The sequence below is a fragment of the Actinomadura hibisca NBRC 15177 genome (genome assembly GCF_001552635.1).
Lineage (GTDB): Bacteria > Actinomycetota > Actinomycetes > Streptosporangiales > Streptosporangiaceae > Spirillospora > Spirillospora hibisca.
In genome coordinates this window covers 15,474-37,742 of record NZ_BCRO01000003.1, presented here as the reverse complement: position 1 = coordinate 37,742, position 22,269 = coordinate 15,474, and the positions used below count along the sequence as shown (strand labels likewise).

The window sequence follows — 22,269 nt, the reverse complement described above, 5'->3', positions numbered from 1 at the left end:
GCCAGGCGAGCCCCCTGGGCCGGGACTTTGAAACACCGCCTAGAGTCGTCCCCCATGACGACACCTGCCTCCGATCACCCCGCCTCCTACCTGTCCGCGCTGTTCGGCCTGGACGGCAGGACGGCGGTGGTGACCGGGGGCAGTTCGGGCATCGGCCGCGCCATCGCCGAGGCGCTGGCCCGCGCGGGCGCGTCGGTGGTGATCGTCGCCCGGCGCGAGGCCGAACTCGCCGCCACCGTCACCGACCTGCAGGCGCACGGCTGCCGGGCCGCGTCGGTCAGCGCCGACCTGAGCAGCCGCGAGTCGGTGCGCGCCGCCGCCGAGGCCGCCGCCGAACCGTTCGGCGAACCCGACATCCTGGTCAACAGCGCGGGCGTCAACCTGCGGCCCCCGATGCCGGAGATCGACGACGCGGTCTGGGACACCACCATGGCGGTGAACCTGGAGGCCCCGTTCCTGCTGTCGCAGCGCTACGCGCCCGGCATGGCCGAGCGCGGCTACGGCCGTCTCATCCACATCTCCTCCCAGCAGGCGTTCCGCGCGTTCGTCACCAGCGGCGCCTACGGCGTCTCCAAGGCCGGGCTGGAGGGCCTGGCCCGCTCGCAGGCCGAGCAGTGGTCGCGGCACGGCGTCACCGCCAACACGCTGGTGCCCGGCTTCGTGCTGACTCCGCTGAACGCCCGCTTGCAGGACGACCCCGAGTGTGTCCAGGCGCTGGCCGGGCGCACGATGGTCGGGCGCAACGGCCTGCCCGGTGACTTCGCCTCCGCCGCCGTCTTCCTGGCCGGTCCCGGCTCGGCCTACGTCACCGGCCAGTCATTGTTCGTGGACGGCGGCTTCTCGGTCCACTAGCACCTGGACACCGTCCAGGATGCGGTCCAGCCCGAACGCGAACTCGGCGTCGGCGGGATCCGCCTCGGCGCCGGGTGCGTCACCCATGTCGAACACCCCCTCCCCCAGCAGTCGGTGCAGTTCGGGGAACCGGCCGGGATCGGCGACCCTGGCCAGCAGCGCGCCGTAACCGGTCAGCATCTCGGCCTCGGTGGTCCCGGCGTCGTCCAACGAGGCGGCCATGTCGCGGAACAGGATCGCCTGGCTGCGGACGTGCCCGCCGAGCAGCGTCAGGATCGACACCTTCGCCCCCGGCCCCAGCCCGGTGGCGCGCAGGCGGCTCAGCCCCGCCTCCATCCACGCCACCGTGTTGGGCATGACGGGCGGACCGGTGATCGGGACGCCGAGCAGCCACGGATGGCGGACGAGCGCCGCGCGCATCGCCCACGCCCACGCGGCCATCCCCGCACGCCAGCCCGCCTCCGGGCCGGGCAGGGCGGGAGGCGGACCGAGCACGTGGTCGGTCATCAGCTCCAGCAGATCGGCCTTGGAGGCCACGTAGCGGTACAGGGCCATCGTCGAGACCCCGGCCTCGGCCGCGACCCGGCTCATCGACACCGCCGCCAGGCCCTCGGCCGCGCCGACCCGGGCCGCCGCGTCCACGATCTGCTCCAAGGTCAGGGTGCGCTTGGGCCCCTTGCCGGGCTGCGTGCGAAACCCCCAGGCCAGGTCGACACTCCCCGGCAGTCCCGCGCCGTCCGCCGTCCCCATTCCACCCCCAGGTCTTGACCGCCCCGACCCTACTGTGTATACCCTACACGGTAATGCGTATGCCATACACAGTAGAGAGGGAGGGATCTTGTCCGACGAACCGGCGATCGAAGCCGTCGGCCTCCGCAAGACCTACGGCCCGGCGACCGTCCTGGACGGCATCGACCTGCGCGTCCCCAAGGGCAGCGTGTTCGCGCTGCTCGGCCCCAACGGCGCGGGAAAGACCACCACCGTGCGCATCCTGGCGACGCTGACCCGCCCCGACGGCGGCTCGGCCCGCGTCGCCGGGCACGACGTGGTGACCCAGGCCCGCCAGGTGCGCCGCGCCATCAGCCTCACCGGCCAGTACGCGGCCGTGGACGAGTTGCAGACCGGTACGGAGAACCTGCGCATGATGGCCCGTCTGCGCCGCCTGCCACGCGCCCGCGCCCGGGAACGCGCGGCCGAGCTGCTGGAACGCTTCGAGCTGACCGAGGCGGGCGGCCGCCGGGTGGCCGGCTACTCCGGCGGGATGCGCCGCCGCCTGGACCTGGCCTGCGGCCTGGTCACCGACCCCGAGGTGATTTTCCTGGACGAGCCGACCACCGGCCTGGACCCGCGCAGCCGCCGCGCGATGTGGGACCTGGTCGCCGAACTCGCGGCGGGCGGCGTGACGGTCCTGCTGACGACCCAGTACCTGGAGGAGGCCGACCGCCTGGCCGACCGGATCGCCCTCCTGGACAACGGACGCATCGTCGCCGAAGGCACCGCCACCGAACTGAAAGAACAGGTGAACGCCTCCCGCCTGGACCTGACGATGACCGACGCCCCCACCTTCGACGCCGCCGCCCACGCTCTGCGCGACCGCGTGATCTACCTCGACTCCACCCGTCGCGTCCTGGGCGTGTCCACCGACGGATCGGCGGCGCACATACGGGCACTGCTCGACGAGATCGACCCGACCCGCACCACCGTGGAGCGCTTCGCGGTGCGCGACACCACCCTGGACGACGTGTTCCTCGCCCTGACCGGGCAGATCAAGGAGACGACCGGTGTCTGACCTGACCGCCTGGCCGGTGTTGTCGGGCCGCAACCTGCGCATGGCGCTGCGCGGCGTGGACGCGCTGCTGATCTCGCTGCTGCTGCCGGTGATGTTGCTGCTGATGTTCGTCTACCTGTTCGGCGGCGCGATCGACACGGGCACCGAGTACCTGACCTACGCGGTGCCGGGCGTGCTGATCGTGTGCTCGGGCTACGGGGCGTCGCTGACGGCCGTGAGCGTCGCGCACGACATGACCGAGGGCGTGGTGGACCGGTTCCGCTCCATGGACGTGGGCGGCCGGGCCCTGCTGGGCGGTCACGTGACGGCGAGCACGGTGCGCAACCTGTGCTCGACGGCGATCGTGTTCGCGGTGGCGTTCGCCATCGGTTTCCGCACCGACGCGAACGCGGCGCAGTGGCTGGGAGCGCTAGGGATACTGACGGCGTTCATCGTGGCGATGTCGGCGTTCTCAGCGATGATGGGCCTGCTGGCGGCAACGCCGGAGGCGGCCAGCGGCTTCACGTTCTTCGTGCTGTTCCTGCCCTACCCCAGCAGCGCGTTCGTGCCGGTCCACACGATGCCGAGCTGGCTGCACGGCTTCGCGGACAACCAGCCCGCGACCCCGGTCATCGAAAGCGTCCGGAGCCTGCTGCTGTCCCAACCGACCGGCGACCGCCCCTGGACGGCCCTGGCCTGGTGCACCGGCATCCTGCTGCTGTCCCTGGCCGCGTCAGGCCCCCTCTTCCACCGCCGCACCCGCTGATCGCTCAACGACGACACAAACCACGGGATCGGCCGCGTGAGTGCGCCACCGCAGGCGGAACGGACAGGACCACGAGAACGCACGCCCCCACATCGCGCTTCTACGGGCTGGCCCGACCCATGCCCTCCTGCGCCGGAGAACCCGCTGCCCCGGCCTCACGCCGGAGCGTCGACACCCCCTTCACCTCGTCCTTCCGCTCACGGACGCGGGACGGCCCATGGACGTTCCGACGAGGTGAAGAGGGCGCTGCGCCTACTTCGCGTGAAGCGGGTAGACGCGGACGATGACCTTGCGGCCGCCCGTGGGACCTTGCGGCCAGGTCACGATGTTGCGCGCGGTGCCGGGCCGGGTGAGGCGCGCCTTGTAGGTGATGGTCGCGGTGCCACCGGGGGCCAGGCGTCCGCGCCAGCGCACATGGCCACCGGAAAGGGTGGCGAGGCCGGTGGAGGCGCGGACGCCGCCGACCAGGCGTCCGTGGCGCAGCACGTCGCGCACGTCGTCGTCGAAGGACGCCGGATCCAGGACCGCCTTGCCGGTGTTGGTGGCGCGCAGTTCGAAGCTGACGGTACGGCCGACCCGCACGATCTGCTGGGACGCGCTCTTGACCACTGTCAGCTTCGGCTGGGGCTTGCTGGGCTGGGGCTTGTTCGGCCGGGGCTTCGGCTTAGGCCCTGGATTGTCTGAGGACGGCGCGACGGGGACGCAGTTCAGGTCGGCGTCGAAGGGATAGGGATGGATCTCTCCGCCGTTGCCGCCCGCCCCGCCGGTGCCGCCGTGGCGCAGGCCGGCCAGAATGAGGTTGCCCTCCACGTTGTTGCTGTTGTGGTCGGTCAGCACCGCGTTGGGAGCGAAGATCGTGCCTTCCACCGAGCCGCCCCCGCCGTCCGGCATGGTGACGGAGGTGATGTCGGGCAGGTTGAACAGCAGATAGGGCGCGTCCTGGCTGCTGAGGTTCATGGTGGGCGGCGTCCAGGTCAACGCGCCCGAACCGGTCACGACGATCATCAATGGCGCGGACCTGGTGGGTTTGTCGTCGAACTGCAGGGTGGCGATGTTGGCCAGGTCGGATTTGCTCAAGCGCAGCACGTTGGTCTTGCCGGTGGTCAGCGAGATCCGCACGCGCGCGCCGGGCGGAACGGCACCGGACAGCGGTTGGCCCGCGTCATCGCGGAGCTTGACGTTGTCGCGGCATCCGGCGAGTTCCCGGGCGCGGGCCCGGTAGGTCTTGAACATGGCCGCGAAGTCCAACGGCCGGGCGGGACCGACGGAGGGGCCGGGCTGGCGAACGGTGAGACGGATCGCCGGATCGGTGTTGTAGCCGTCCTGTGCCCGGTTGACGACGGTGTCGACCTTGGCTCCGTTGTCGTCGGTGGTGCGGACCCCGGCCCCCGACAGGTCGCCGATCTTGACGTAGCCCGACCCCAGGACCCGCAGGGGCGCGTTCGCGCTCCCGGCCAGGTTCACCTTGCCGTTGACCACCAGCGCGGTCGCCCGCGCGTCACCGGAAGCGGTGAAGGCACCCTGTCCGCGGTTGTTGACGTTGTAGGTGTCGGCGATGGTCAGGTCGCCGCCGACCGCCATCGTGCCTTCGTTCTCGTTGCTGCTGACGGTTGCGTTCCCGGCGGTCACCACGGTGAACCCGTGGTTGCCCGCGACCGGGTTACCCGACGCCCGCACCGCCGCCGCGCCGCCTGACGCGTCGGCCGCCGGTGACCAGCACCCCGCCGCCAGCCCGCTGAACACGACGACGGCGGCCACACCCCTGACCGGAGAGATTCGCTGCATAACGAAGTTGATCACCACGGCCGAGCAGCGGAAACGGTCCCCCCGCTCAAGACATGATCAATACTGTGCGGCAACGATCTGCTCCCCGGTCACCTGGCTCCCGACCGGCATCACCACACGAGTTGGAGAGCGTCCCGAGTCCACCGGCAGTCGGGCACCTGCAACACGACAGCTCAATAGGAGCCGCCGCAACAACTCCGCACGCGGAACGGGAAGGTCGAACAGCCGCCAGCCGAGCCCCCATCGCCCGCTCCCTGGGGGCGCTCTACCGACATGAAGGGTTCGTCCCGGGCTCACCTGCTGCACGCCTGATCGACGATCATGGTCGGGACCGTGCTCGCATGAACAGATGGCGTCAGCTCCTCGTCACGACGGTCGCGGGCGCGGCCGTCCTGGCGACGGCGATTCCCGCACACGCCGACCACCGGCGTTCCTTCGACCTCCAGGCCCACCGCGGCGGCCTCGGCCTGGTGGCGGAGAGCACCCTGCCCGCGTTCGCCAACGCCCTGGAACTGGGCGTCGGCACGCTGGAGCTGGACGTGCAGATCACCGAGGACCGCCGGGCGGTCGTCACCCACGACCGCCGGATCAACCCCCGCAAGTGCAAGGACACCGCCCCGGCGACCCCGGGCGACCCGGAGTTCCCCTACGTCGGCAAGTACATCAACACCCTGACTCTGAAGCAGATCCGCACCATGGACTGCGGCTCGCAGACGTTGTCGGAGTTCCCCGGCCAGCGCCCGGCGCCAGGGGCGAAGATGCCGCTCCTGTCCGAGGTGTTCGACCTGGTCCACCGCTACCGGGCCTACGGGGTGAAGCTGAACGTCGAGACCAAGGTCGAAGCAGGGGCACCCAACGAAACGGCCCCGCGCGAACAGTTCGTCCAGATCACCGCCAGCGAGGTCCGCCGCGCGCACCTCCTGCGCCAGGTGACGATCCAGAGCTTCGACTGGGGCGCGCTGATGCGCATGCGCCGCGTAGAGCCCCGCCTGCCGCTGGTCGCCCTGACCAACTACGACTTCCTGCAGACCAACCAGCCGGGCAAGTCCCCATGGCTGGGCGGCCTGGACATCGACGACTTCGGCGGCGACCCCCTGAAGGCCGTCAAGAGCTTCGGCGCCTCGGCGTTCTCCCCGGTCCACGGCTTCCCGCAGAACGGCAAGGTCACCGACCCCGACTACCGCCCGTACGTGACCCGGGACATGGTGCGGCAGGCCCACCGCCTGGGCCTGAAGGTCATCCCCTGGACGGTGGACGACGGGCCGACGATGCAGAAACTGATCGACGACGGCGTGGACGGCATCATCACCGACTACCCCGACCGCCTGCGCCAGGTCATGCGCGCCAACCACCTGAAGCTCCCCCGCGCCTACCGCACACACCGGGGATAGCCCCTCCCGAAAGCCGCCTCGGAAAGGAGTTCTGCTTCCACCTATCCGAGGCGGCCACGTCTCTTGGGCCAGACACTGGTTTTCAGATAATGATAAAACGCCGTATGGGATTCGGCCCTTTATCGGCGGACCTGCTCCCCAGATGAGCACATGTCAACTCCCCGGGCAGAACCGGGACACCTGCGAGAACGCCATGCCCCGGACGCTGACGGACACCGGGTGTCACCCATCATGTCTCGCCTGAGCGCACAGCTCCGGTCACGTAGCGTTTCTGGAGCGGCCGTCCCGCGATGGGCCGGGCACTTGCCGCTAGATGATCTAGGTGATTAGCATCCTGATCATTCGAAGTGGCACGGTCCACGGCCGTGGCCTCGCCCCTCCCGCCCTTTCCCCCGTCCTCGCGGATGTCTTTCGCGCTGCCCGAAAGAGGGAACGTCATGCGAACAACTCGCGCCGTCATCGCCACCGCCGCCTTCGCCCTCGCCCTGGCGGCCACGCCCGCCCACGCGGCCGAACCGGTCTGGAAGGTCGCCAACCCGGCGGCCGACGGCAAGTTCAAGGCGGTGGCACCGACCCTGACCGTCACAAGCCAGAGCGGCACCTTCACGGTCACCTGTTCCAACGTGACCCTGTCGGGGCCGATGGCCAGCAAGTCCGACACCTCCACCTTTGTGGGGACGGCCGTTCTCCAGCCCACGGACCAGTGCACGGACTCCGCAGGCCGCCCGTGGCGCTTGTTCTCGCCCAGCTTCTCCTTCAGCCAGTTGAATGCCAAGGGCTACGACCAGGCCACCGGCCGCACCACCGTCGAGGCAGCGGTGCCGTTCTTCTCGCTGGCGTCCCGGGCATCGGACTTCGCCTGCTCCGTCATCCTGCAGAACCGGCCCTGGACCTACACCAACGCCACCTCTGTCCTGAAGACGACGACGGCCGAGTCCATCACCGACTCGGACAAGTGCCAGTTCCCCAAGGGCTCCACCCCCACCTTCGCCGCCGACTTCAAGGTCACCCCGGCGGTCAAGATCACCCGCATCCCCGCCTGACCCCGTACCGGGCGTGCACCAGATCGTCCCATGACAGCCGCACCGCACCGCCGATCTGCCTGTCAGAGAGCAGGGCCTCAGACTGTTGGCAGTCGATACCGGCTGCGCCCGTGCCGTTCAGTGGGGCTGTGCGGGATCTGCTGCACGCCATGTGGCTCGATGAGTCGCCGCCCGGCCTCGTTGCTTTGATCCAGTTCGATGACGGCCTCGTCGAGTCCGTTGGCTCTTGCCAGGGGAAGTGCCGATGCAAGAAGGGCTCGGCGGTGGCCCCGACGGCGTGCGGACGGCCGGACGGTCACCCAGAGCTGACTGATGCTCTCGTGCAGACCGACCCATGCTGTCCGCTGAAGACGGAGCACTGGGCCGCCTGGGGCAGTGCTGTCTCGAACCCCGATGGATCTGGCGAGAGCAGCTAGCTCGACACAGCTACCGTTGGCGTTGCTGTGGCTGCGACGCACAGTGTCCTAAAAAAGGATATATCGGCGTGACGTCGGCCTCCTCTTTTAAAAGACCTTTTGCCTGGCGATGATGTTCAGAACTCGTCGAGCCCGCCCACCTGGCCAATGGTGAAAATATGCCGGTTGGCCGAGCAGATCGTCTCCAGGGTGTGGATGGGCTCTCCTTCGCTGGCGTAGGAGGCGCGTAGTACTTGGACGACCCATTCGCCAGGGTCGAGTTGCAAGGTGTCGGCCTCGAAGCGTGTTGGAGGGCGAGCGGTAAGAGTCTCTTCGGCGTGGCCGAAGGCATAGCCCTGGGCTTCGATGGCGGCCTGCAGTGTGGGCTTGACAAACTCGGGCTCGGCGATGCGCGTACCTGCGAAGAGATCGCTCCGGAAGAAGGATGTGGCGATCCGCACGGGTACATCGTTGGCGGTCATCATCTTGCGTCGGGCGATGACCTCGTCACCTGGTTCGACATGCAGGCAGGCCGCGATGTGCTCAGCGGCCGGCTCGGGGCCGACGTAGAGCATCCGGCGGCCGGGCGAGATGCCTTGCCGCTCGGCCTCGACGAGAAAGAGGGAGACCGATCCGCGCGTCTTGGGGTCGGTGGGCAGCGCCCGTTGCACGATCACTGGCGGGCCTTGAGTGACGGGCGGAGTCGGCGCTTGGGCCGCCGGGCCCTTGCGCATCTGGGAGACGCGACCGGGGGTGACGCCCAGTGCCTTGGCTATCTGCTCCAAGCTGTAGCCGTTTTCTCGAGCCTCCGCGATGGCACCTCGGCGAATCTTCGCCGCCTCCTCGGTCACCCCCTGCTGTTCGGTCATGGCCCGACTGATCGCTCGTGCCCGTTCGATCGGGTCAGGGACGGCTGAGATGTCACCCAACGTCCTCAGGTCCATGGATCGACTCCGCCCTATCTAGTGATCAAAGTTGGCACGCCCAAAGCGGCCGAAGCCACAGAGATGGGTGATGGCGAACTCCGTCTTCCCGGAGCGACGCTCCGTTGCCGATGTTGTTCACTGTCCCTGGTAGGGGTGGACCTGAATACCCTTCGACTTCCAGGGTTCCGGGGTGCCCTCTGGAGCGGCAAGTCGTTCGAGCCAGCGAATTTGGTCGGCGAAGTACGCGTGGTAGTCGGTGCCTTCGCCGAAGGTCAGAATCGGACCGTCTGTCCCGCGCTTTCCATGTCCGTAGAACATGACGCGGCAGACGTCGTCCACTTCCTCGATCGCGAAGGAGACGGGGAAGTTGTAGAGGTAGATCCCGAAGTCGGGCAGGTCCTTGGTCGCCTCGTAGAGCGGGCGGAGGATCTCCCGCGTGTAGCGTTCCGGGTCCTCCATGGACGCCGCCGACGGCTCGATGCGGTAGCGGTCCCGCTGAGAGGCGCAGTCGGGGTCCATCACGTAGACGCGCACGGGCACGTCAGCGGCCTTTGAGGTGAAAACGTCCAAGGCATCGTCACCCGCGTAGAAGTTCCTGGTAAGCCCGAACAGATTGACCCGGCTGCGTGCATGGCGGATACGGGTGATCAAATCAGCGCGTGACTCGGTGCTGGTTCGAGGAAAGAGATCGACTAGACCGGCGCGTTCTAGATGTCCCACGTCTACAGAACTGTACCTCGCTGGCGTCGAGTTCTAGGGCGTCGGCATCGAAGCGTGTTGGACGCAACGCCGTTGTCCTGAACTAGGAGAGGAACCCCGCCCAAGTTCAGAGAGAGCGGCTGTCCGCCTTGATGTCCTGGATCAGGGCAGACCACTGCTGAGCTTTGAGGCACAAGGGAAGGCTAGACGGATTCTTGCTGTCGCGAACCCCCACACAGCCGTTCGCCTCGGCCACCTCAACGCAGTTGCCGTTCTGGCCGCTGTGAGAACTTCTGCGCCAATCGGCACGGGACAGGTCAGGATGCGTCATTCCGCGCCTCCGTTCACGTTCGACCTCGTGCATCTGCCAGCCGCCGAAGGAAACACCTCACCCAAACTCAAAGATCGTAGAGGCCCTGCTTCACTCGCTGGCTGAACACTCGCCACGCAGCATCGGGGAACAGCAGGTGCGGACCTTCGCGATCCCTGCTGTCTCGGACGGCAACAACATCGACTAGCTCCGCAACCTCTACGCACGCGCCGTTCTGCTGACTGCGTGCACTCGTACGCCAGACTGCACGGGACAGGCTGAGATGGTTCACCCCGCGCCTCCTCGGACGATGCTAAAGGTCGGTGATGGCTGCATTCAGCATATCGCGGGTGTCATCAGGGCTGAGCGCCACAGCTCGCAGATGATCAAAGGCGACGCTGTAGCGCGCTACTTCTTCGGGCTTGTCGACCCACAGGTTCCCGCCGATGGTCTCCATGTAGACGACCTGAAGATCGGTCGCGCGAGGGAAGTCAAGCAGGATGAACGGGCCGGTGGTGCCAGGATGCGCTCCTTGCTTGAGTGGGATGACCTGCAAGGTCGTCTTCCCGTGAGTCGATTCAAGAAGGTGCTTGAGCTGTGCCTTCATCACAGCGGGACCACCGACGATGCGCCGGATGGCGGCTTCGTCCAAGATCGCCCATAGCTGGGGACGATCCGGCTTGGAAAGGATGGCTTGCCGATGGGTGCGGACCTCGACTCGGCGGGTGATCTCTTCGGGCTCCAACTCGTCAGGACCACCCCTGATGAGAGCGTGAGCGTAATCCGGCGTCTGCAAGAGCCCGGGGATCACCGCCAGTTCGAAGGTGGAGATCGCAGAAGCTTCCGCTTCAAGTCCGATGTACATCTCGTACTTGCTGGCCAGAACATCTCGGTAGGAGTACCACCAGCCTTTCTTGCGAGCGTCCTTGGCCAACTGGATGAGGGCTTCGCGTTGGATGGTGCCCTCAACGCCATAGACGTCCAGCATCGCCCGGACATCGTTGGGATGAGGCAGTGTGCGGCCGGTTTCGATCCTGAAGATCTTTGTGTGATGCCAGACCAGATGCTCGGCGGCCTGCTCTTGCGTGAGCTTGGCGCGCTCACGCAGCTGTTTGAGTTCTGTGATCAACTGCCGACGCCGGACAGTTGGGCCATCTGCACCCATAAGCACCTCCCAGGGACATAGCCATCATTATGCAGCCCTGCATTGTGCAGGGCTGCATATTCGTGTTATGTATATCTCGTTGAGCCGAAGCATCGCATAAGCACGGTGCGAGTTCAGCCGGTTACGCTCAACGAACACCGATGGCGGTGATCATGTTGTGTCAACAGCCAATCTCCTCCGAAGCGTGGTCGGCGCCGGCACGCTCAGCTGACAACCCCCGGGTACGGTGGCGTCCGGGTGAAGATCTTCATCAGACGGGCCAGCGTCTGAGTGCGCTGGTTCGGCTGTTGGCCGATCTTCGGTTGCTGGGTGTCGGATCGTCGTTGCACATCGCCGGGGACGGCGAGGCGGTGCTGATGGTGCCGCGTCCGCCGAGCAAGCCGCTGGCCGTGCTGTGCGTCGGCTTCGATGACAAGTGGTGCTTCAGGTGGGGCAACGGCCGTGCAGCCTGGGTCAAGGACTCTCTGGCCGTGGCGGCCGAGATCCGGGAGACCCTGTCATGACTTCGTGTGAAGGGAACGGCGCGGTGTCGGCGCGGATCTTCTACAGTCCGGCCGGTGCGCCGGAGTTGGGGGACGCGCGGGCGTTCGTGCGTGACTGCGCGGCGGCCTGCCTCGGCGACGAGTCGTCGCTGGTGGACGACATCGAGACCATGGCAGGCGAGGTCCTGGGCAACGCCGTCCGCTACTCGGCGTCGGGCCGGGTCAACGGCTCCCTCGGAGTCCGGGTCCTGATGTCCGTCGGACGGCTGCGGGTGGACGTGCTGGACGACGGCTTCGCCTCGTCGGTTCCGCACATGAAGACACCCGACCTGGAGTCCCTGAGTGGGCGAGGACTCCGGATCGTGGATGCACTCTCGGACAACTGGGGTGCGGAGATCGGTCCCGAGCCGCAGCGACGAGTGACATTCTGGTTCGAGGTGAAGACGTGAGGGGCGCGCAGCCGAGCTCTTCTTGAGGTCAGGTCGCTTGTTCGGCCTTATGCTCGGCTGCGAGGCGGTCGATCACGGCCGCCAGGTCGAAGTCCTTGGTCGTCAGGCCGCCCGCGCTGTGCGTGGACAGCACGAAAGTCACCGTCCGCCAGCGGATGTCGATGTCGGGGTGGTGGTCCGCGTCCTCAGCGGCGCGGGCCACCGCCGCCACCAGCTCGATCCCCGCCATGAACGAAGGGGCCTGCACCGACCGGCGGATCTCGTCCCCATCCCGCGTCCAGCCAGGCAGGATGGTGAGCCGCTGGGTGATCGCGGCGTCGTCGAGCAGTTCGGTCATCGCACACGCTCCTTGATCGGACGGGTACCGCTCCTCCAACCATTCTCTGTACTTTGGGACACCTTCCGTCGAGAGGGTGGGTGGATGGCCGTTCGCAGCATCCTGTTCGGGACGACCGAGCCGCCCGGCCAGCCCGCAGACGGGGCGGAGCCGGAGTACTTCCAGGACCTCAATCTCGATCAGATCGTCCAGGAGACCAGCCAGGCGGGCGGGGTGCCGGGTCTCTCCTCTTACTTTCACCATCGGCTTCGGGAGCCCGAGCTCATCGCCTTTCGGCAGCAGGTCTTCCGTGAGCTGGAAGACCCGGCGGTGCACGAGGTCGCTGTGCGCTTCACCGTCTTGATGGATCGGACACGGCGGCGGCTGGACGCTTTGGATCGCAGGAAGCATCCCCCGCAGGCCAGTCGTTGGTTTCTCGACATCCTCTTGGACTATGCCGCCGCTGTGAGCGGGCTCGCCGAGGGTTTGGCAGCCGCCGATGTCAGCTCTGCTGGCTTGCGAGTCCTTCGTGATGATCTGGCCGAGCACACTCGCAGCGCCTCCTTCGTCGGTCTATGCGGCCAGGCGCGGCAGTTGCGTGACCGCTTCGGCCAAGTCCGCTACGACCTGCTGCTACGTGGCGACAGGATCACCGTTGCCGCGCACGATGCGCAGGGTCGCTTCGACTACGCCGCGCGAGTGCTGGCCACCTTCGAGCGCTTCCGCCAGGAGGTCGAGCCGAAGCCGCGCGAAGAGAAGCCGCCCGAGCTCGGGCTCGACTTCGTTGAGGCCGCTGTGCTGGACCTCGTGGTGGAGCTGGCTCCTGACGTCTTCGCCGATGCCGCTGCCTTTCATGAACGCCACCGCCGCTTTGTGGACGATGAGATCGTCCGTGTGGATCGCGAGCTGCGCTTCTATCTCGGCTACCTGGCCTGTTTGGCGCCGCTGCGGGAGGTCGGGCTGCCGACTTGCTATCCGGTGGTCTCCTGCACCGATAAAACTCTGGTGGCCGACGATGTGTACGACCTCGCCTTGGCCATCAAGCTCGCTCAGGACGGCGAACGTGCCATCGGCAACGACCTTCGTCTCGACGGACACGAACGCGTCCTCGTCGTCTCCGGTCCCAATCAGGGCGGCAAGACCACCCTGTCGCGCACCTTCGGCCAGCTCCACCACCTGGCCGCCCTCGGCTGTCCCGTCCCCGGACGGCAAGTCCGCCTCTTCCTGCCCGGTCTGATCCTCACCCACTACGAGCGCCCCGAAAGCCCCGACGGTCTGGTCAGCAAGCTGGAAGAGGAACTGCACCGCATGCGCACGATCCTCAACCAGGCCACCCCCGACAGCCTCATCATCCTCAACGAGGTCTTCTCCTCCACCACCCCCGCCGACGCCCGCACCCTCAGCGAAGCCGTCCTGGCCGCCATCGACCGCCTCGACGCCGTGTGCCTCTGGGTCAGCTTCGTCGACGAGCTGTCCCTGCTCAGCCCCAAGGCCGTCAGCATGGTCGGCACCGTCGCCGACGACCGCGCGACCCGCACCTACAAGATCGTGCGGCGGCCCGCCGACGGCCGTGCCCACGCCCTCGCCATCGCCCAGAAACACGGCCTCACCTACGCGCAGATCACCGCCCGGGTGGCCCGATGAGGCCCGGCCTGCTGTTCGCCGACGTCGAATCGGCGCGGTGGAACGCTGACGCGGACCTGGCCGAGGATCTGAGGCTGGACGGTCTCTGGACCGCCATGGCCGACGGGGACGACCTGCTGTTCGCTCTTGCTCGCGCCGTCACTCTCACCCCGCTCACCGATCCTGCCGACATCGCCCATCGTCAGCAGGTGCTGGGTGACTGCCTGGACAACGCCCGCACCGTCCGCGAGCTGTACGAGATGGCCAGGCAGGCCGTCACCGCCGAAGAGAAGATCTTCCGCGGGCCGGCCACCGGCATGTTGAACCGTTCCCTGCGCGTCCTGGAACTGTTCTGCGACCGGTTGCGCGAACTCCGCAGCTTCGCGACCCGAACCGCGCGGGGATTCCACTCCCCCGGCTTCCTCCGCCTGTTCGAGACGATCCGCACCGAGGTGGACGAAAGCTACCTCCGCACCGTGGAAGACCTCCTGCAAGAGCTCCGGTTCGAGCACGGCGTCATCGTCACCGCCCGACTCGGCCCAGGCAACAAGAGCATCGACCTCCGGATGCACGAGCCCCCGCCCAAAGACCGCGCCCCCGTCACCCGCCGTTTCCGCAGGTCCAACCTCGACTACAACGTCCCGCCCGAGCACGAAGACAGCTGGCGCGCCATCGCCGGATTCCGCAGCCTCGCCCTCCAGGAGATCACCGAAGCCGTCGCCGAGTCCGCCGACCACGTCCGCGACTTCTTCCGCGCCCTCCGCGACGAGCTGGGCTTCTACGTCGGCTGCTTCAACCTCGCCGAAGCCCTCGACCGCATCGGCCTGCCCACCTGCCTGCCCACGCCGCACCCGCCCGCCGACCAGGCTCTCTCCGCCCGCGAGCTGTACGAACCCGGTCTCGCCCTGTCCCTCGGCGGCCCGGTCGTCGCCAACGACCTCAACGCCGACGGCACCGGCCTCGTCATGGTCACCGGCACCAACCGCGGCGGCAAGACCACCTTCCTCCGCAGCCTCGGCCTGGCCCAGCTCATGATGCAGTGCGGCATGTTCGTGTGCGCCCGCAGCTACTCAGCCTCGCTCGCCGACGGCGTCTTCACCCACTTCAAGCGGGGCGAGGACCGCTCGATGTCCAGCGGCAAACTGGACGAGGAGCTGGCCCGCATGAGCGGCGTCGTGGACCGGCTGCGGCCCGGCGCGCTCGTGCTCTGCAACGAGTCGTTCGCCTCCACCAACGAGCGCGAGGGCGCCGACATCGCCGCCGAGATCCTGCGCGGCCTGACCGGCCTCGGCATCCGCATGGTCTTCGTGACCCACCTCTACGACCTCGCGCACCGCATGCACGCCGACCCGCCCGTCCGCTGCCTGTTCCTCACCACCACGCCGGACGCCGAGGGCACGCCCACCTTCCGGCTCGCCCCCGGCACCCCGTCCCCGACGGCGAACGCCATGGACCTGTACGCCCGCGTATTCGGCGGCCCTCCGCCCGGCTGACCTCAACCGTTGGCGAGCTGGTCGGTGGCGCTGTTCCCGGCGTCGGTGGTGCGGCGCAGGAAGTCGGCGATGAGTTCCAGTTCGGTGTCGCTGTACCGCTCGCACAGCTGGTCCATCTGGGCGTTCATGCCCGCGAAGAGGCGGTAGAGCTCCGGGTTCCGCTCGCGGCGCGCCTGCACGGTGACGGAGCGGCGGTCGGCGTCGGCGGCGCGTTCGCGGGTGATCCAGCCACCGCGCTGGAGCCGGTCCAGAACGCCGGTCACGGTCGCGGGGTGCAGGCCCGCCGTGCGCGCCAGCGTGCTGGGGCTGAGCGGACCGTGCCGGTTGAGCAGGTCCAGGCAGCTCCAGTCGACCTCCTTGAGCTCGGCCTGCGCACCGAACTGCCGGTTGAGCAGCGACATCTGGATGTTCAGGTCGCGCAGCGCCCCCTTGACGGCGTTGACGCGCCGCCGCCGCTCCCGAGGCTCGTCGTCGGTGTGACTCACGTTACACATTCCTCGCGACAGTAGATATTAAACTCATATTATATGAAACTCATACAAGAAGAGCCGCCCACCGAAGGGACCCCCTCATGATCCTGGTAACCGGGGCCACCGGCACCGTCGGACGCCCGCTGGTCGATCTGCTCCTGGCCCACGGTGCCAAGGTGCGGGCGGTGACCCGCGCCCCCTCCGCCGCCGCCCTGCCCGACGCGGTGCAGGTGGTCGAAGGCGACCCGGCCCTCGCCGACGACGCCCTGGACGAGGTCACCGCCCTGCTCCTCAACCCGCGTGCCCTCGGCCGGTCCGCCGACCCGCAGGCCGTCGGCACCGCCGCCGCGCGGCTGCTCGACCTGGCCCGCGACCGCGGCGCCACCCGCGTGGTGACCCTGTCCGCGCTGAACGTCGACCACGACGCCGCCGAGCAGCCCTCCCGGCTGCGCGGCGAGTACAACAAGGAGGTCGAGGCCGCCGCCGTGGCGTCCGGCCTGGCGTGGACGGCCCTGCGCTCGGGCTACTACGCCGTCAACACCATCACCTCGTGGGCCGCCCAGATCCGCGCCGGTGACGTCGTGCGCGGTGCCCACGCCGGCTCGACGTGGGCACCGCTGCACGAGCGCGACCTCGCCGCCGTCGCGGCGCACGCCCTGCTCACCGACGACCTCGCAGGCCGGCGGCCGGTCCTGACCGGCCCGCGCTCGCTCACGCAACCGCAGATGGTCGCCCAGATCGGCGCGGCGATTGGCAGGCCGCTGCGCTTCCAGGAGGTCCCGCCCGAGGCGGCCGAGCAGGGCATGTTGCGTTCGGGCATGCCCGAAGCCCTGGCCCGCGGCTTCCTGACCCTGCAAGCACGCTCCTACCTCCAGCACGACCTGGTCACCGGCGAGGTCGAGCAGATCCTCGGCCGTCCCGGGCTCACCTTCGCCCAGTGGGCCGACGAGCACGCCGACGCGTTCCGCAGCCGGTAGTCCCTGCGTCAACCGCGGGCGGTCAGGTCGTACAGGGTCGTCCCGCCGACGGTCTGCGCGGTGTAGTTCTCCTGCACCCATGCGCTGATCTGGTGGGCGTCGTCGCTGCCGCTGTCACCGCGCATCATGCTCGATCCCCCGATGAAGTAGTGGATGCGCCCTGCTGCCACATACGCCTTGAACTGCTCCAGGGTGGGCGCGGGGTCGGTGGCGTTGAAGCCGCCGATCGCCATCACCGGCACGCCGCTGGCGAGCTGGTAGCCCGCCGCGTTGTTGGAGCCCACGGCGGCCGCCGCCCAACGGTACGAGCCCGCGTTCGCCTTGAGCGCCGCGGTGACCGCCGCGTCCGGCTTGGTCGCGTTGAGGAAACCACCTGGGCCTCCTCCCCTGCCACCAGGGACGCCTTGCTGAGGTCCGGCGGCACCGCCCTGGGCGAACTGTCCTGGCGGACCGCCTGGCCTGCCGAAGCCCCCCGGCCTGCCCCCGCGCCCAGGGCCGCGCACCCCGCTGGGCCCTCCACCCGTGGACGGCCCGGCGGTCACGATGGACCCGGTGTGCGGGGTGCTCACGGTGTCCAGCGCGTACGCGGCCGGACCTGCGAGTGCGGTCGCCGCCGCAAGGACCGCCGCACCGGCGGCGATCCTGCGCGTCAGCCGTCCGACGGCCAGCAGCAGCCCCGCCGCGACCAGCCCGGCGAACGCCACCAGCGGCGCGAGCCACGGGTTCCACCCGTCGGCGCGGCCCAGCAGCACGTACGCCCACGCGGCGGTGACCGCGACCGTGCCCGCCAGGGTCGTCACCGCCCACGTCTCGCGCCGCCGCTCCCACAGCAGGCCCGCGCCCATGCCCACCAGCGCCGCGATCGCCGGGGCCAGCGCCACGGTGTAGTACTCGTGGAAGATCCCCCGCATGAAGCTGAAGATCAACGCGGTGAGCAGCAACCAGCCGCCCCACAACACCAGCGCCGCCCGCCGAGCGTCGGTCCGCGCCGCGCGGCGCGTCGCCCACAGACCGGCCGCCAGCAGGATCAACGCCGCTGGCAGCAGCCAGGAGATCTGGCCGCCGATCGACGCCCCGAACATCCGGCCCCACCCGGCGTCCTGATCGAGGTTGCCCAGGCCGCCGACCTCATCGCCGTTGAGCCGCCCCAGGCCGTTGTAGCCAAGGGCCAGCTCCAGCACGCTGTTGTTCTGCGATCCGCCGATGTAGGGCCGCGACGAAGCGGGCACCAGCGCGACGGCCGCCACCCACCACCCGGCCGACACCACCAGCGCGACCCCGGCGAGCACGAGCTGCCACAACCGCCTGCGCACCGGCGTCGGCGCGGCCACCAGGTAGACCAGCGCGAACACCGGGACCACCAGGAACGCCTGGAGCATCTTCGCCAGGAACCCCGTCCCCACGCAGGCCGCCGCGAACACCAGCCACCGGGTGCTCGCGTTCTCCTGCGCGCGGACCAGGCCGTACGCGCCCAGCGTCAGCAGCAGCACCAGCAGCGCGTCCGGGTTGTTGAAGCGGAACATCAGCGCCGCCACCGGGGTCAGCGCCAGCGCCGCTCCGGCCAGCAGCGCCGCCCCTGCGGCGAAGCGGCGGCGCACGGCCGCGTACAGCGTGCCGACCGTCGCCACGCCCATCAGGGCCTGCGGCACCAGGATGCTCCAGGAGTTCACCCCGAAGATCCGGGCCGCCAGCGCCATCGGCCACAACGCGCCCGGCGTCTTGTCGACGGTGATGGCGTTGGCGGCGTCGGAGGAGCCGAAGAAGAACGCCTTCCAGCTCGCCGCCCCGGCCTGCACGGCTGCGGAGTAGAAGGAGTTGGCCCACCCGGAGGCCCCCAGCCCCCAGATGTACAGCACGGCCGTGGCGAGCAGCAGGCCCAACAGCGCGGGCCGTTCCCACCTGGGGTTTTCCCGGCGGTCGTGCGAGTCGCTCTTTTCGGCGAGCGGTCTCGGCAAGGTGGTGGTCATCGTGTTCCCTCCCTTCTCAGCCCAGCCGGTAGAGCTGGCCGCCGGTGGTCGAGGACGAGGAGCCGCCGTACTCGGTCGGCTGGACGAGGGCGCCGTTCTGCTGCACCCACGAGGTGACGGACGAGCTGCCGCTGTCGGGGCCGCGCCCGCCGCCCTGGCCGCTGACCATGATGTAGCGGATCTTGCCCTCCTCGACATATTGCTGGAGCTTGGCCACGGTCATGGCCGGGTCGCTGCCGGTGAAGCCGCCCATCGCGATGACGGGCTTGCCGGTCTGGAGGATCAGCGACGACGCCTGCTGCGCGCTGGACACCGCCACCAGCCACTGCGCCGTGCCCTGGTTCTTCTCCAGGTAGGCGACCATCTGCTGGTCCACCTGGCCGCCGGGGCCGCCGCCGAAGCCGCCCCGCTGGCCGCTGCGTTGACCGTCGCGCGTTCCGTCCTGAGCCTGGCCGCCCGGCGGCATCCCGCCGGGGAACCCGCCGCCCGGCATCTGTCCGTTGGGAGGCATGCCCGGCCGTCCGCTCCGCGAGCCGTCGCCCATCGAGGGCGCCCCGCCCCGGCCACCCGGACCGAAGCCCTGCCCCGACGACGGCCCCGCCAGCGGGTTGGTGCCGTTCACCTGCGACGACGCGGCCGACACGGCGTACGCGGCCGGTCCGGCCAACCCCGCGACCAGCGCCAGCACCAGACCGGCGACCGTCACCGGAAGACCGGCCTTCGGCCCGAAGCGGGCGTACAGCAGGTTCGCCACCGCCAGGACGGTGAGCGCCGCGACCGCCCAGCGCAGCCACGGGTTCCAGTCCGGCGTACGGGCCAGCAGCACGAACGCCCACGCCCCCGTCACCGCCACACCCGCCGGAAGCACCCACGACCACGCGGCCGACCCCCGGTACGCGCGGTACAGCAGCACCGCGCCCGCCCCGGTCAGCGCGGCGATCGCCGGGCCCATGGCCGTGGAGTAGTACGGGTGGAAGGTGCCCTGCGCGAAGCTGAACACCACGAAGTGCACCGCCAGCCAGCCGCCCCACAGCAGCAGCCCGGCCCGCCCCAGGTCGGTGCGCGGACGGCGACGCAGCCACACCAGCCCGCCCACCAGCGCGATCGCGGCGAACGGCAGCAGCCAGGAGATCTGGCCGCCGAGGATGTCGTTGAACATCCGGCCCGCCCCGGACTCCCCGCCGAAGCCGCCGCCTCCGCCGCGACCACCGCCGGGCCCGCCACCCTGGCCGAAGATCCGGCCCAGGCCGTTGTAGCCGATGACCAGGTCCCACACGCTGTTGTCGGTGCTGCCCCCGATGTAGGGCCGCTTGCCCTCCGGGATCAGGTCGACGACGAGCATCCACCAGAAGCTCGACGCCGCCAGCACCACCCCGGCCATCAGCAGGTGCCCGACGCGGCGCAGCACGCCCGGCCGCGCCGCGACCAGGTACACCAGCCCGAAGGCGGGCACCACCAGGAACGCCTGGAGCATCTTGGTGTTGAAGCCGCAGCCCACCAGGAACGCCGCCAGCAGCAGCGGTCGCAGCCGCCCGGTCTCGACGGCGCGCTGCGTCGCCCAGGCCGCCAGCACCAGCAGCAGCACCAGCAGCGTGTCAGGGTTGTTGTCCCGGTTGATCGCCACGGTGATCGGCGTCAGCGCCAGCACGCCCGCCGCGACAAGCCCGGCCGCAGGTCCGAACGCCCGCCGCACGGTCGTGTACAGCACGCCGACGGCGGCGGTTCCCATCAGCGCCTGCGGCAGCAGCAGGCTCCAGGTGCCGAACCCGATGACCCGCCCGAACAGCGCCATCACCCACAACGCCATCGGCGGCTTGTCCACGGTGATGAACGATCCGGCGTCCAGCGAGCCGAAGAAGAACGCCTTCCAGCTCTGCGTGCCGCTCTGCACGGCCGCCGAGTAGTAGGAGTTGGCGTATCCGGCCTCCCCCAGCCCCCACGCGTACAGCGCGAACGCCAGGATCAGCAGGACCCACAGTCCGGGACGGGCCCAGCGCGGGTCCTCGGGGCGGCCCAGCAGCGCCCGCCGCAGCCGCGACCGGCGCGCCGGGGCCTCCGGCGGGCCGGGGACGATCGTGTGCGTGGCGGTCATCGCGCCTGCTCCTTGAGTTCGGCCGGGGACGGCGCGGCGCCGCGCAGCCGCCCCGGATGGAAGATCCAGGCGCGCATCAGCAGGAAGCGCACCAGCGTCGCCAGGCCGTTGGCGCAGATCAGCGCGGTCAGCTCGACGCCCCGGGACGCGCCGGGCACGGTGGCGTGCAGCAGCGCCAGGCCGCCGGTGCTCAGCACCAGGCCGAGCAGGAACGCCAGCCCGCCTTCGAGCTGCTGCCGGAACGCGCCCTGCGCGCCCGTCACCCCGAAGGTGAAGCGGCGGTTGGCGGCGGTGTTGCCGATCGTGGTGATCACCAGGGACACCGCGTTGGCCCACAGCGGCCCCATGACGGTGCGCAGCAGCACGAACAGCACCAGCTGGGCGATCGTGCTGACGATCCCGATGACGGCGAAGGCGGGCAGCTGCCGCGCCATGCCGGTGGGCAGTTCGGGCCGGGGCCGCCCGCCGACCGGGGCGCGGAACGCGCCGGTCAGCATCCGGCGGCCGACCCGCGCCATGCCGCGCAGGTCGTCGCGCGCGGTGCGCAGCACGTCCACCCGGCTGTCGGGGTCGTCGGTCCAGTCCACCGGCACCTCGTGGATGCGCAGCCCGTTGCGCTCGGCGAGCAGCAGCAGCTCGGTGTCGAAGAACCACTCCTCGTCCTCCACGCTCGGCAGCAGCGCCTGGACGATCTCGGTGCGGCCCGCCTTGAAGCCGCACTGGGCGTCGGTGAACCGGGCCGCCAGCGCGGTGCGCAGCAGCAGGTTGTAGCAGCGGGAGATCACCTCCCGCTTGGGGCCGCGCACCACCGCCGCCCCGCGCGACAGCCGGGTGCCGATCGCCAGGTCGCTGTGCCCGGAGATCAGCGGCGCGACCAGCGGCAGGAACGCGTCCAGGTCGGTGGACAGGTCCACGTCCATGTACGCGACCACGTGCGCGTCGCTGGCGCTCCACACGTGCCGCAGCGCGCGGCCGCGGCCCTTGCGGTCCAGCCGGACCGCCCGCACGTGCGGCAGGTGCGCGGCCAGCGCCTCGGCGACCGGCCAGGTCGCGTCGGTGCTGGCGTTGTCGGCGATCGTGATGCGGAAACGGTAGGGGAAGGTGCCGGTCAGGTAGGCGTGCAGGCGTCGCACGCTGGCCTCCAGCACGTGTTCCTCGTTGTGGACCGGGACGACGATCTCGACCAGGCGCGCGCGGCCGCCGTGCTCGGGCGGGGACGCGGGCGGTCCGGCGGGGACGCCCCGTTCGGTGACCAGGTGGCTCATGAGACCACCATCGGCAGCGGGTGTGGGAGGGCCCT

Annotated in this window: 23 protein-coding genes; 10 read left to right on the top strand and 13 right to left on the bottom strand. The window is 69.4% G+C overall.

What is annotated here, in order from left to right; genetic code table 11:
• Window positions 1-54: 54 nt before the first annotated feature.
• The gene (locus AH6_RS02105; protein ID WP_067472535.1) at window positions 55-852 is read left to right on the top strand and encodes an SDR family NAD(P)-dependent oxidoreductase; all 798 of its coding nucleotides are present in this window, start codon (window positions 55-57) and stop codon (window positions 850-852) included.
• Here the strand turns inward: AH6_RS02105 and AH6_RS02100 are convergent.
• Complete coding sequence (locus AH6_RS02100; RefSeq protein WP_067472530.1) at window positions 817-1,602, bottom strand: TetR/AcrR family transcriptional regulator; 786 nt, start codon at window positions 1,600-1,602, stop codon at window positions 817-819. The genes AH6_RS02105 and AH6_RS02100 overlap by 36 nt on opposite strands.
• Window positions 1,603-1,690: 88 nt before the next feature.
• On the opposite strand from AH6_RS02100, the gene AH6_RS02095 reads away from it, so the two are divergent.
• Window positions 1,691-2,641 carry an ATP-binding cassette domain-containing protein gene (locus tag AH6_RS02095; RefSeq protein WP_067472528.1) on the top strand — a complete coding sequence of 317 codons (951 nt, stop codon included), beginning with the start codon at window positions 1,691-1,693 and terminating at the stop codon, window positions 2,639-2,641.
• Window positions 2,634-3,386 (top strand): ABC transporter permease, encoded by a 753-nt coding sequence (locus AH6_RS02090; protein WP_067472526.1) that lies wholly within the window; start codon window positions 2,634-2,636, stop codon window positions 3,384-3,386. Before AH6_RS02095 ends, AH6_RS02090 begins: the two co-directional genes overlap by 8 nt.
• 252 nt (window positions 3,387-3,638) lie before the next feature.
• Here AH6_RS02090 and AH6_RS02085 read toward each other — a convergent pair whose 3' ends face one another.
• Window positions 3,639-5,144, bottom strand: a complete 1,506-nt coding sequence (locus tag AH6_RS02085; protein ID WP_067472524.1) for a collagen-binding domain-containing protein — start codon at window positions 5,142-5,144, stop codon at window positions 3,639-3,641.
• A 368-nt stretch (window positions 5,145-5,512) separates the two neighbouring features.
• Here AH6_RS02085 and AH6_RS02080 point away from each other — a divergent pair, with 368 nt between their 5' ends.
• Together AH6_RS02080 and AH6_RS02075 are read left to right on the top strand one after the other, a co-directional pair.
• Complete coding sequence (locus AH6_RS02080) at window positions 5,513-6,562, top strand: glycerophosphodiester phosphodiesterase family protein (RefSeq protein WP_067472522.1); 1,050 nt, start codon at window positions 5,513-5,515, stop codon at window positions 6,560-6,562.
• A 437-nt stretch (window positions 6,563-6,999) separates the two neighbouring features.
• Window positions 7,000-7,605: a hypothetical protein gene (locus AH6_RS02075; protein ID WP_067472519.1), complete on the top strand. Its 606-nt coding sequence runs from the start codon at window positions 7,000-7,002 to the stop codon at window positions 7,603-7,605.
• A gap of 77 nt (window positions 7,606-7,682) precedes the next feature.
• On the opposite strand, the gene AH6_RS44505 is transcribed toward AH6_RS02075, so the two are convergent.
• From AH6_RS44505 to AH6_RS02060, 6 genes are all read right to left on the bottom strand, one after another.
• The gene (locus tag AH6_RS44505) at window positions 7,683-8,063 is read right to left on the bottom strand and encodes a DUF397 domain-containing protein (RefSeq protein ID WP_083982136.1); all 381 of its coding nucleotides are present in this window, start codon (window positions 8,061-8,063) and stop codon (window positions 7,683-7,685) included.
• 74 nt (window positions 8,064-8,137) lie between these two features.
• Window positions 8,138-8,869, bottom strand: coding sequence for a UTRA domain-containing protein (locus AH6_RS02070; RefSeq protein ID WP_245679132.1), 732 nt, complete (start codon window positions 8,867-8,869; stop codon window positions 8,138-8,140).
• Between the two features lie 192 nt (window positions 8,870-9,061).
• Window positions 9,062-9,577: a hypothetical protein gene (locus AH6_RS02065; protein ID WP_067472513.1), complete on the bottom strand. Its 516-nt coding sequence runs from the start codon at window positions 9,575-9,577 to the stop codon at window positions 9,062-9,064.
• A gap of 175 nt (window positions 9,578-9,752) precedes the next feature.
• Window positions 9,753-9,956 carry a DUF397 domain-containing protein gene (locus AH6_RS41965; RefSeq protein ID WP_083982135.1) on the bottom strand — a complete coding sequence of 68 codons (204 nt, stop codon included), beginning with the start codon at window positions 9,954-9,956 and terminating at the stop codon, window positions 9,753-9,755.
• Window positions 9,957-10,023: 67 nt separating this feature from the next.
• A complete protein-coding gene (locus AH6_RS41960; RefSeq protein ID WP_083982134.1) occupies window positions 10,024-10,227 on the bottom strand; it encodes a DUF397 domain-containing protein in 204 nt (67 codons plus the stop codon).
• Between the two features lie 21 nt (window positions 10,228-10,248).
• Entirely contained in the window at window positions 10,249-11,064 is an 816-nt protein-coding gene (locus tag AH6_RS02060) for a helix-turn-helix domain-containing protein (RefSeq protein WP_169807784.1), read from the bottom strand.
• Window positions 11,065-11,240: 176 nt separating this feature from the next.
• Here AH6_RS02060 and AH6_RS43295 point away from each other — a divergent pair, with 176 nt between their 5' ends.
• Both AH6_RS43295 and AH6_RS02050 read left to right on the top strand, forming a co-directional pair.
• The gene (locus AH6_RS43295; protein ID WP_157431210.1) at window positions 11,241-11,603 is read left to right on the top strand and encodes a hypothetical protein; all 363 of its coding nucleotides are present in this window, start codon (window positions 11,241-11,243) and stop codon (window positions 11,601-11,603) included.
• Complete coding sequence (locus AH6_RS02050) at window positions 11,600-12,031, top strand: ATP-binding protein (RefSeq protein ID WP_083982133.1); 432 nt, start codon at window positions 11,600-11,602, stop codon at window positions 12,029-12,031. Before AH6_RS43295 ends, AH6_RS02050 begins: the two co-directional genes overlap by 4 nt.
• Window positions 12,032-12,059: 28 nt before the next feature.
• Here AH6_RS02050 and AH6_RS02045 read toward each other — a convergent pair whose 3' ends face one another.
• Complete coding sequence (locus AH6_RS02045; protein WP_067472499.1) at window positions 12,060-12,368, bottom strand: 4a-hydroxytetrahydrobiopterin dehydratase; 309 nt, start codon at window positions 12,366-12,368, stop codon at window positions 12,060-12,062.
• Window positions 12,369-12,452: 84 nt separating this feature from the next.
• On the opposite strand from AH6_RS02045, the gene AH6_RS02040 reads away from it, so the two are divergent.
• Complete coding sequence (locus tag AH6_RS02040) at window positions 12,453-13,991, top strand: MutS-related protein (protein WP_067472496.1); 1,539 nt, start codon at window positions 12,453-12,455, stop codon at window positions 13,989-13,991.
• Window positions 13,988-15,463 (top strand): MutS-related protein, encoded by a 1,476-nt coding sequence (locus tag AH6_RS02035; protein WP_067472493.1) that lies wholly within the window; start codon window positions 13,988-13,990, stop codon window positions 15,461-15,463. The genes AH6_RS02040 and AH6_RS02035 overlap by 4 nt, the downstream gene beginning before the upstream one ends.
• A gap of 2 nt (window positions 15,464-15,465) precedes the next feature.
• On the opposite strand, the gene AH6_RS02030 is transcribed toward AH6_RS02035, so the two are convergent.
• On the bottom strand, window positions 15,466-15,948 hold the full coding sequence (locus AH6_RS02030; protein ID WP_218005683.1) for a MarR family winged helix-turn-helix transcriptional regulator: 483 nt from the start codon (window positions 15,946-15,948) through the stop codon (window positions 15,466-15,468).
• A gap of 86 nt (window positions 15,949-16,034) precedes the next feature.
• Between AH6_RS02030 and AH6_RS02025 the strand changes: the two genes are divergently transcribed.
• Window positions 16,035-16,910: an NAD(P)H-binding protein gene (locus tag AH6_RS02025; protein ID WP_067472487.1), complete on the top strand. Its 876-nt coding sequence runs from the start codon at window positions 16,035-16,037 to the stop codon at window positions 16,908-16,910.
• A gap of 8 nt (window positions 16,911-16,918) precedes the next feature.
• Here the strand turns inward: AH6_RS02025 and AH6_RS02020 are convergent, their stop codons facing one another.
• The 3 genes from AH6_RS02020 to AH6_RS02010 are packed head-to-tail and all read right to left on the bottom strand — an operon-like array spanning window position 16,919 to window position 22,234.
• Window positions 16,919-18,877 (bottom strand): ArnT family glycosyltransferase, encoded by a 1,959-nt coding sequence (locus tag AH6_RS02020; protein WP_067472484.1) that lies wholly within the window; start codon window positions 18,875-18,877, stop codon window positions 16,919-16,921.
• Between the two features lie 16 nt (window positions 18,878-18,893).
• Window positions 18,894-20,969, bottom strand: coding sequence for a glycosyltransferase family 39 protein (locus AH6_RS02015; protein ID WP_067472481.1), 2,076 nt, complete (start codon window positions 20,967-20,969; stop codon window positions 18,894-18,896).
• Entirely contained in the window at window positions 20,966-22,234 is a 1,269-nt protein-coding gene (locus AH6_RS02010; RefSeq protein WP_067472478.1) for a bifunctional glycosyltransferase family 2/GtrA family protein, read from the bottom strand. The genes AH6_RS02015 and AH6_RS02010 overlap by 4 nt, the downstream gene beginning before the upstream one ends.
• Between the last annotated feature and the right edge of the window lie 35 nt (window positions 22,235-22,269).

Excerpts from the sequence above, each read along its gene's own strand:
- AH6_RS02105 (WP_067472535.1), top strand. The coding sequence starts at position 55 with ATGACGACACCTGCCTCCGATCACCCCGCCTCCTACCTGTCCGCGCTG.
- AH6_RS02050 (WP_083982133.1), top strand. The coding sequence starts at position 11,600 with ATGACTTCGTGTGAAGGGAACGGCGCGGTGTCGGCGCGGATCTTCTAC.
- AH6_RS02040 (WP_067472496.1), top strand. The coding sequence starts at position 12,453 with ATGGCCGTTCGCAGCATCCTGTTCGGGACGACCGAGCCGCCCGGCCAG.
- AH6_RS02075 (WP_067472519.1), top strand. The coding sequence starts at position 7,000 with ATGCGAACAACTCGCGCCGTCATCGCCACCGCCGCCTTCGCCCTCGCC.
- AH6_RS02020 (WP_067472484.1), bottom strand. The coding sequence starts at position 18,877 with ATGACCACCACCTTGCCGAGACCGCTCGCCGAAAAGAGCGACTCGCAC.
- AH6_RS43295 (WP_157431210.1), top strand. The coding sequence starts at position 11,241 with ATGGCGGTGATCATGTTGTGTCAACAGCCAATCTCCTCCGAAGCGTGG.
- AH6_RS02100 (WP_067472530.1), bottom strand. The coding sequence starts at position 1,602 with ATGGGGACGGCGGACGGCGCGGGACTGCCGGGGAGTGTCGACCTGGCC.
- AH6_RS02070 (WP_245679132.1), bottom strand. The coding sequence starts at position 8,869 with ATGACCGAACAGCAGGGGGTGACCGAGGAGGCGGCGAAGATTCGCCGA.
- AH6_RS02010 (WP_067472478.1), bottom strand. The coding sequence starts at position 22,234 with ATGAGCCACCTGGTCACCGAACGGGGCGTCCCCGCCGGACCGCCCGCG.
- AH6_RS02025 (WP_067472487.1), top strand. The coding sequence starts at position 16,035 with ATGATCCTGGTAACCGGGGCCACCGGCACCGTCGGACGCCCGCTGGTC.
- AH6_RS02015 (WP_067472481.1), bottom strand. The coding sequence starts at position 20,969 with ATGACCGCCACGCACACGATCGTCCCCGGCCCGCCGGAGGCCCCGGCG.
- AH6_RS02080 (WP_067472522.1), top strand. The coding sequence starts at position 5,513 with ATGAACAGATGGCGTCAGCTCCTCGTCACGACGGTCGCGGGCGCGGCC.
- AH6_RS02045 (WP_067472499.1), bottom strand. The coding sequence starts at position 12,368 with ATGACCGAACTGCTCGACGACGCCGCGATCACCCAGCGGCTCACCATC.
- AH6_RS02035 (WP_067472493.1), top strand. The coding sequence starts at position 13,988 with ATGAGGCCCGGCCTGCTGTTCGCCGACGTCGAATCGGCGCGGTGGAAC.
- AH6_RS41965 (WP_083982135.1), bottom strand. The coding sequence starts at position 9,956 with ATGACGCATCCTGACCTGTCCCGTGCCGATTGGCGCAGAAGTTCTCAC.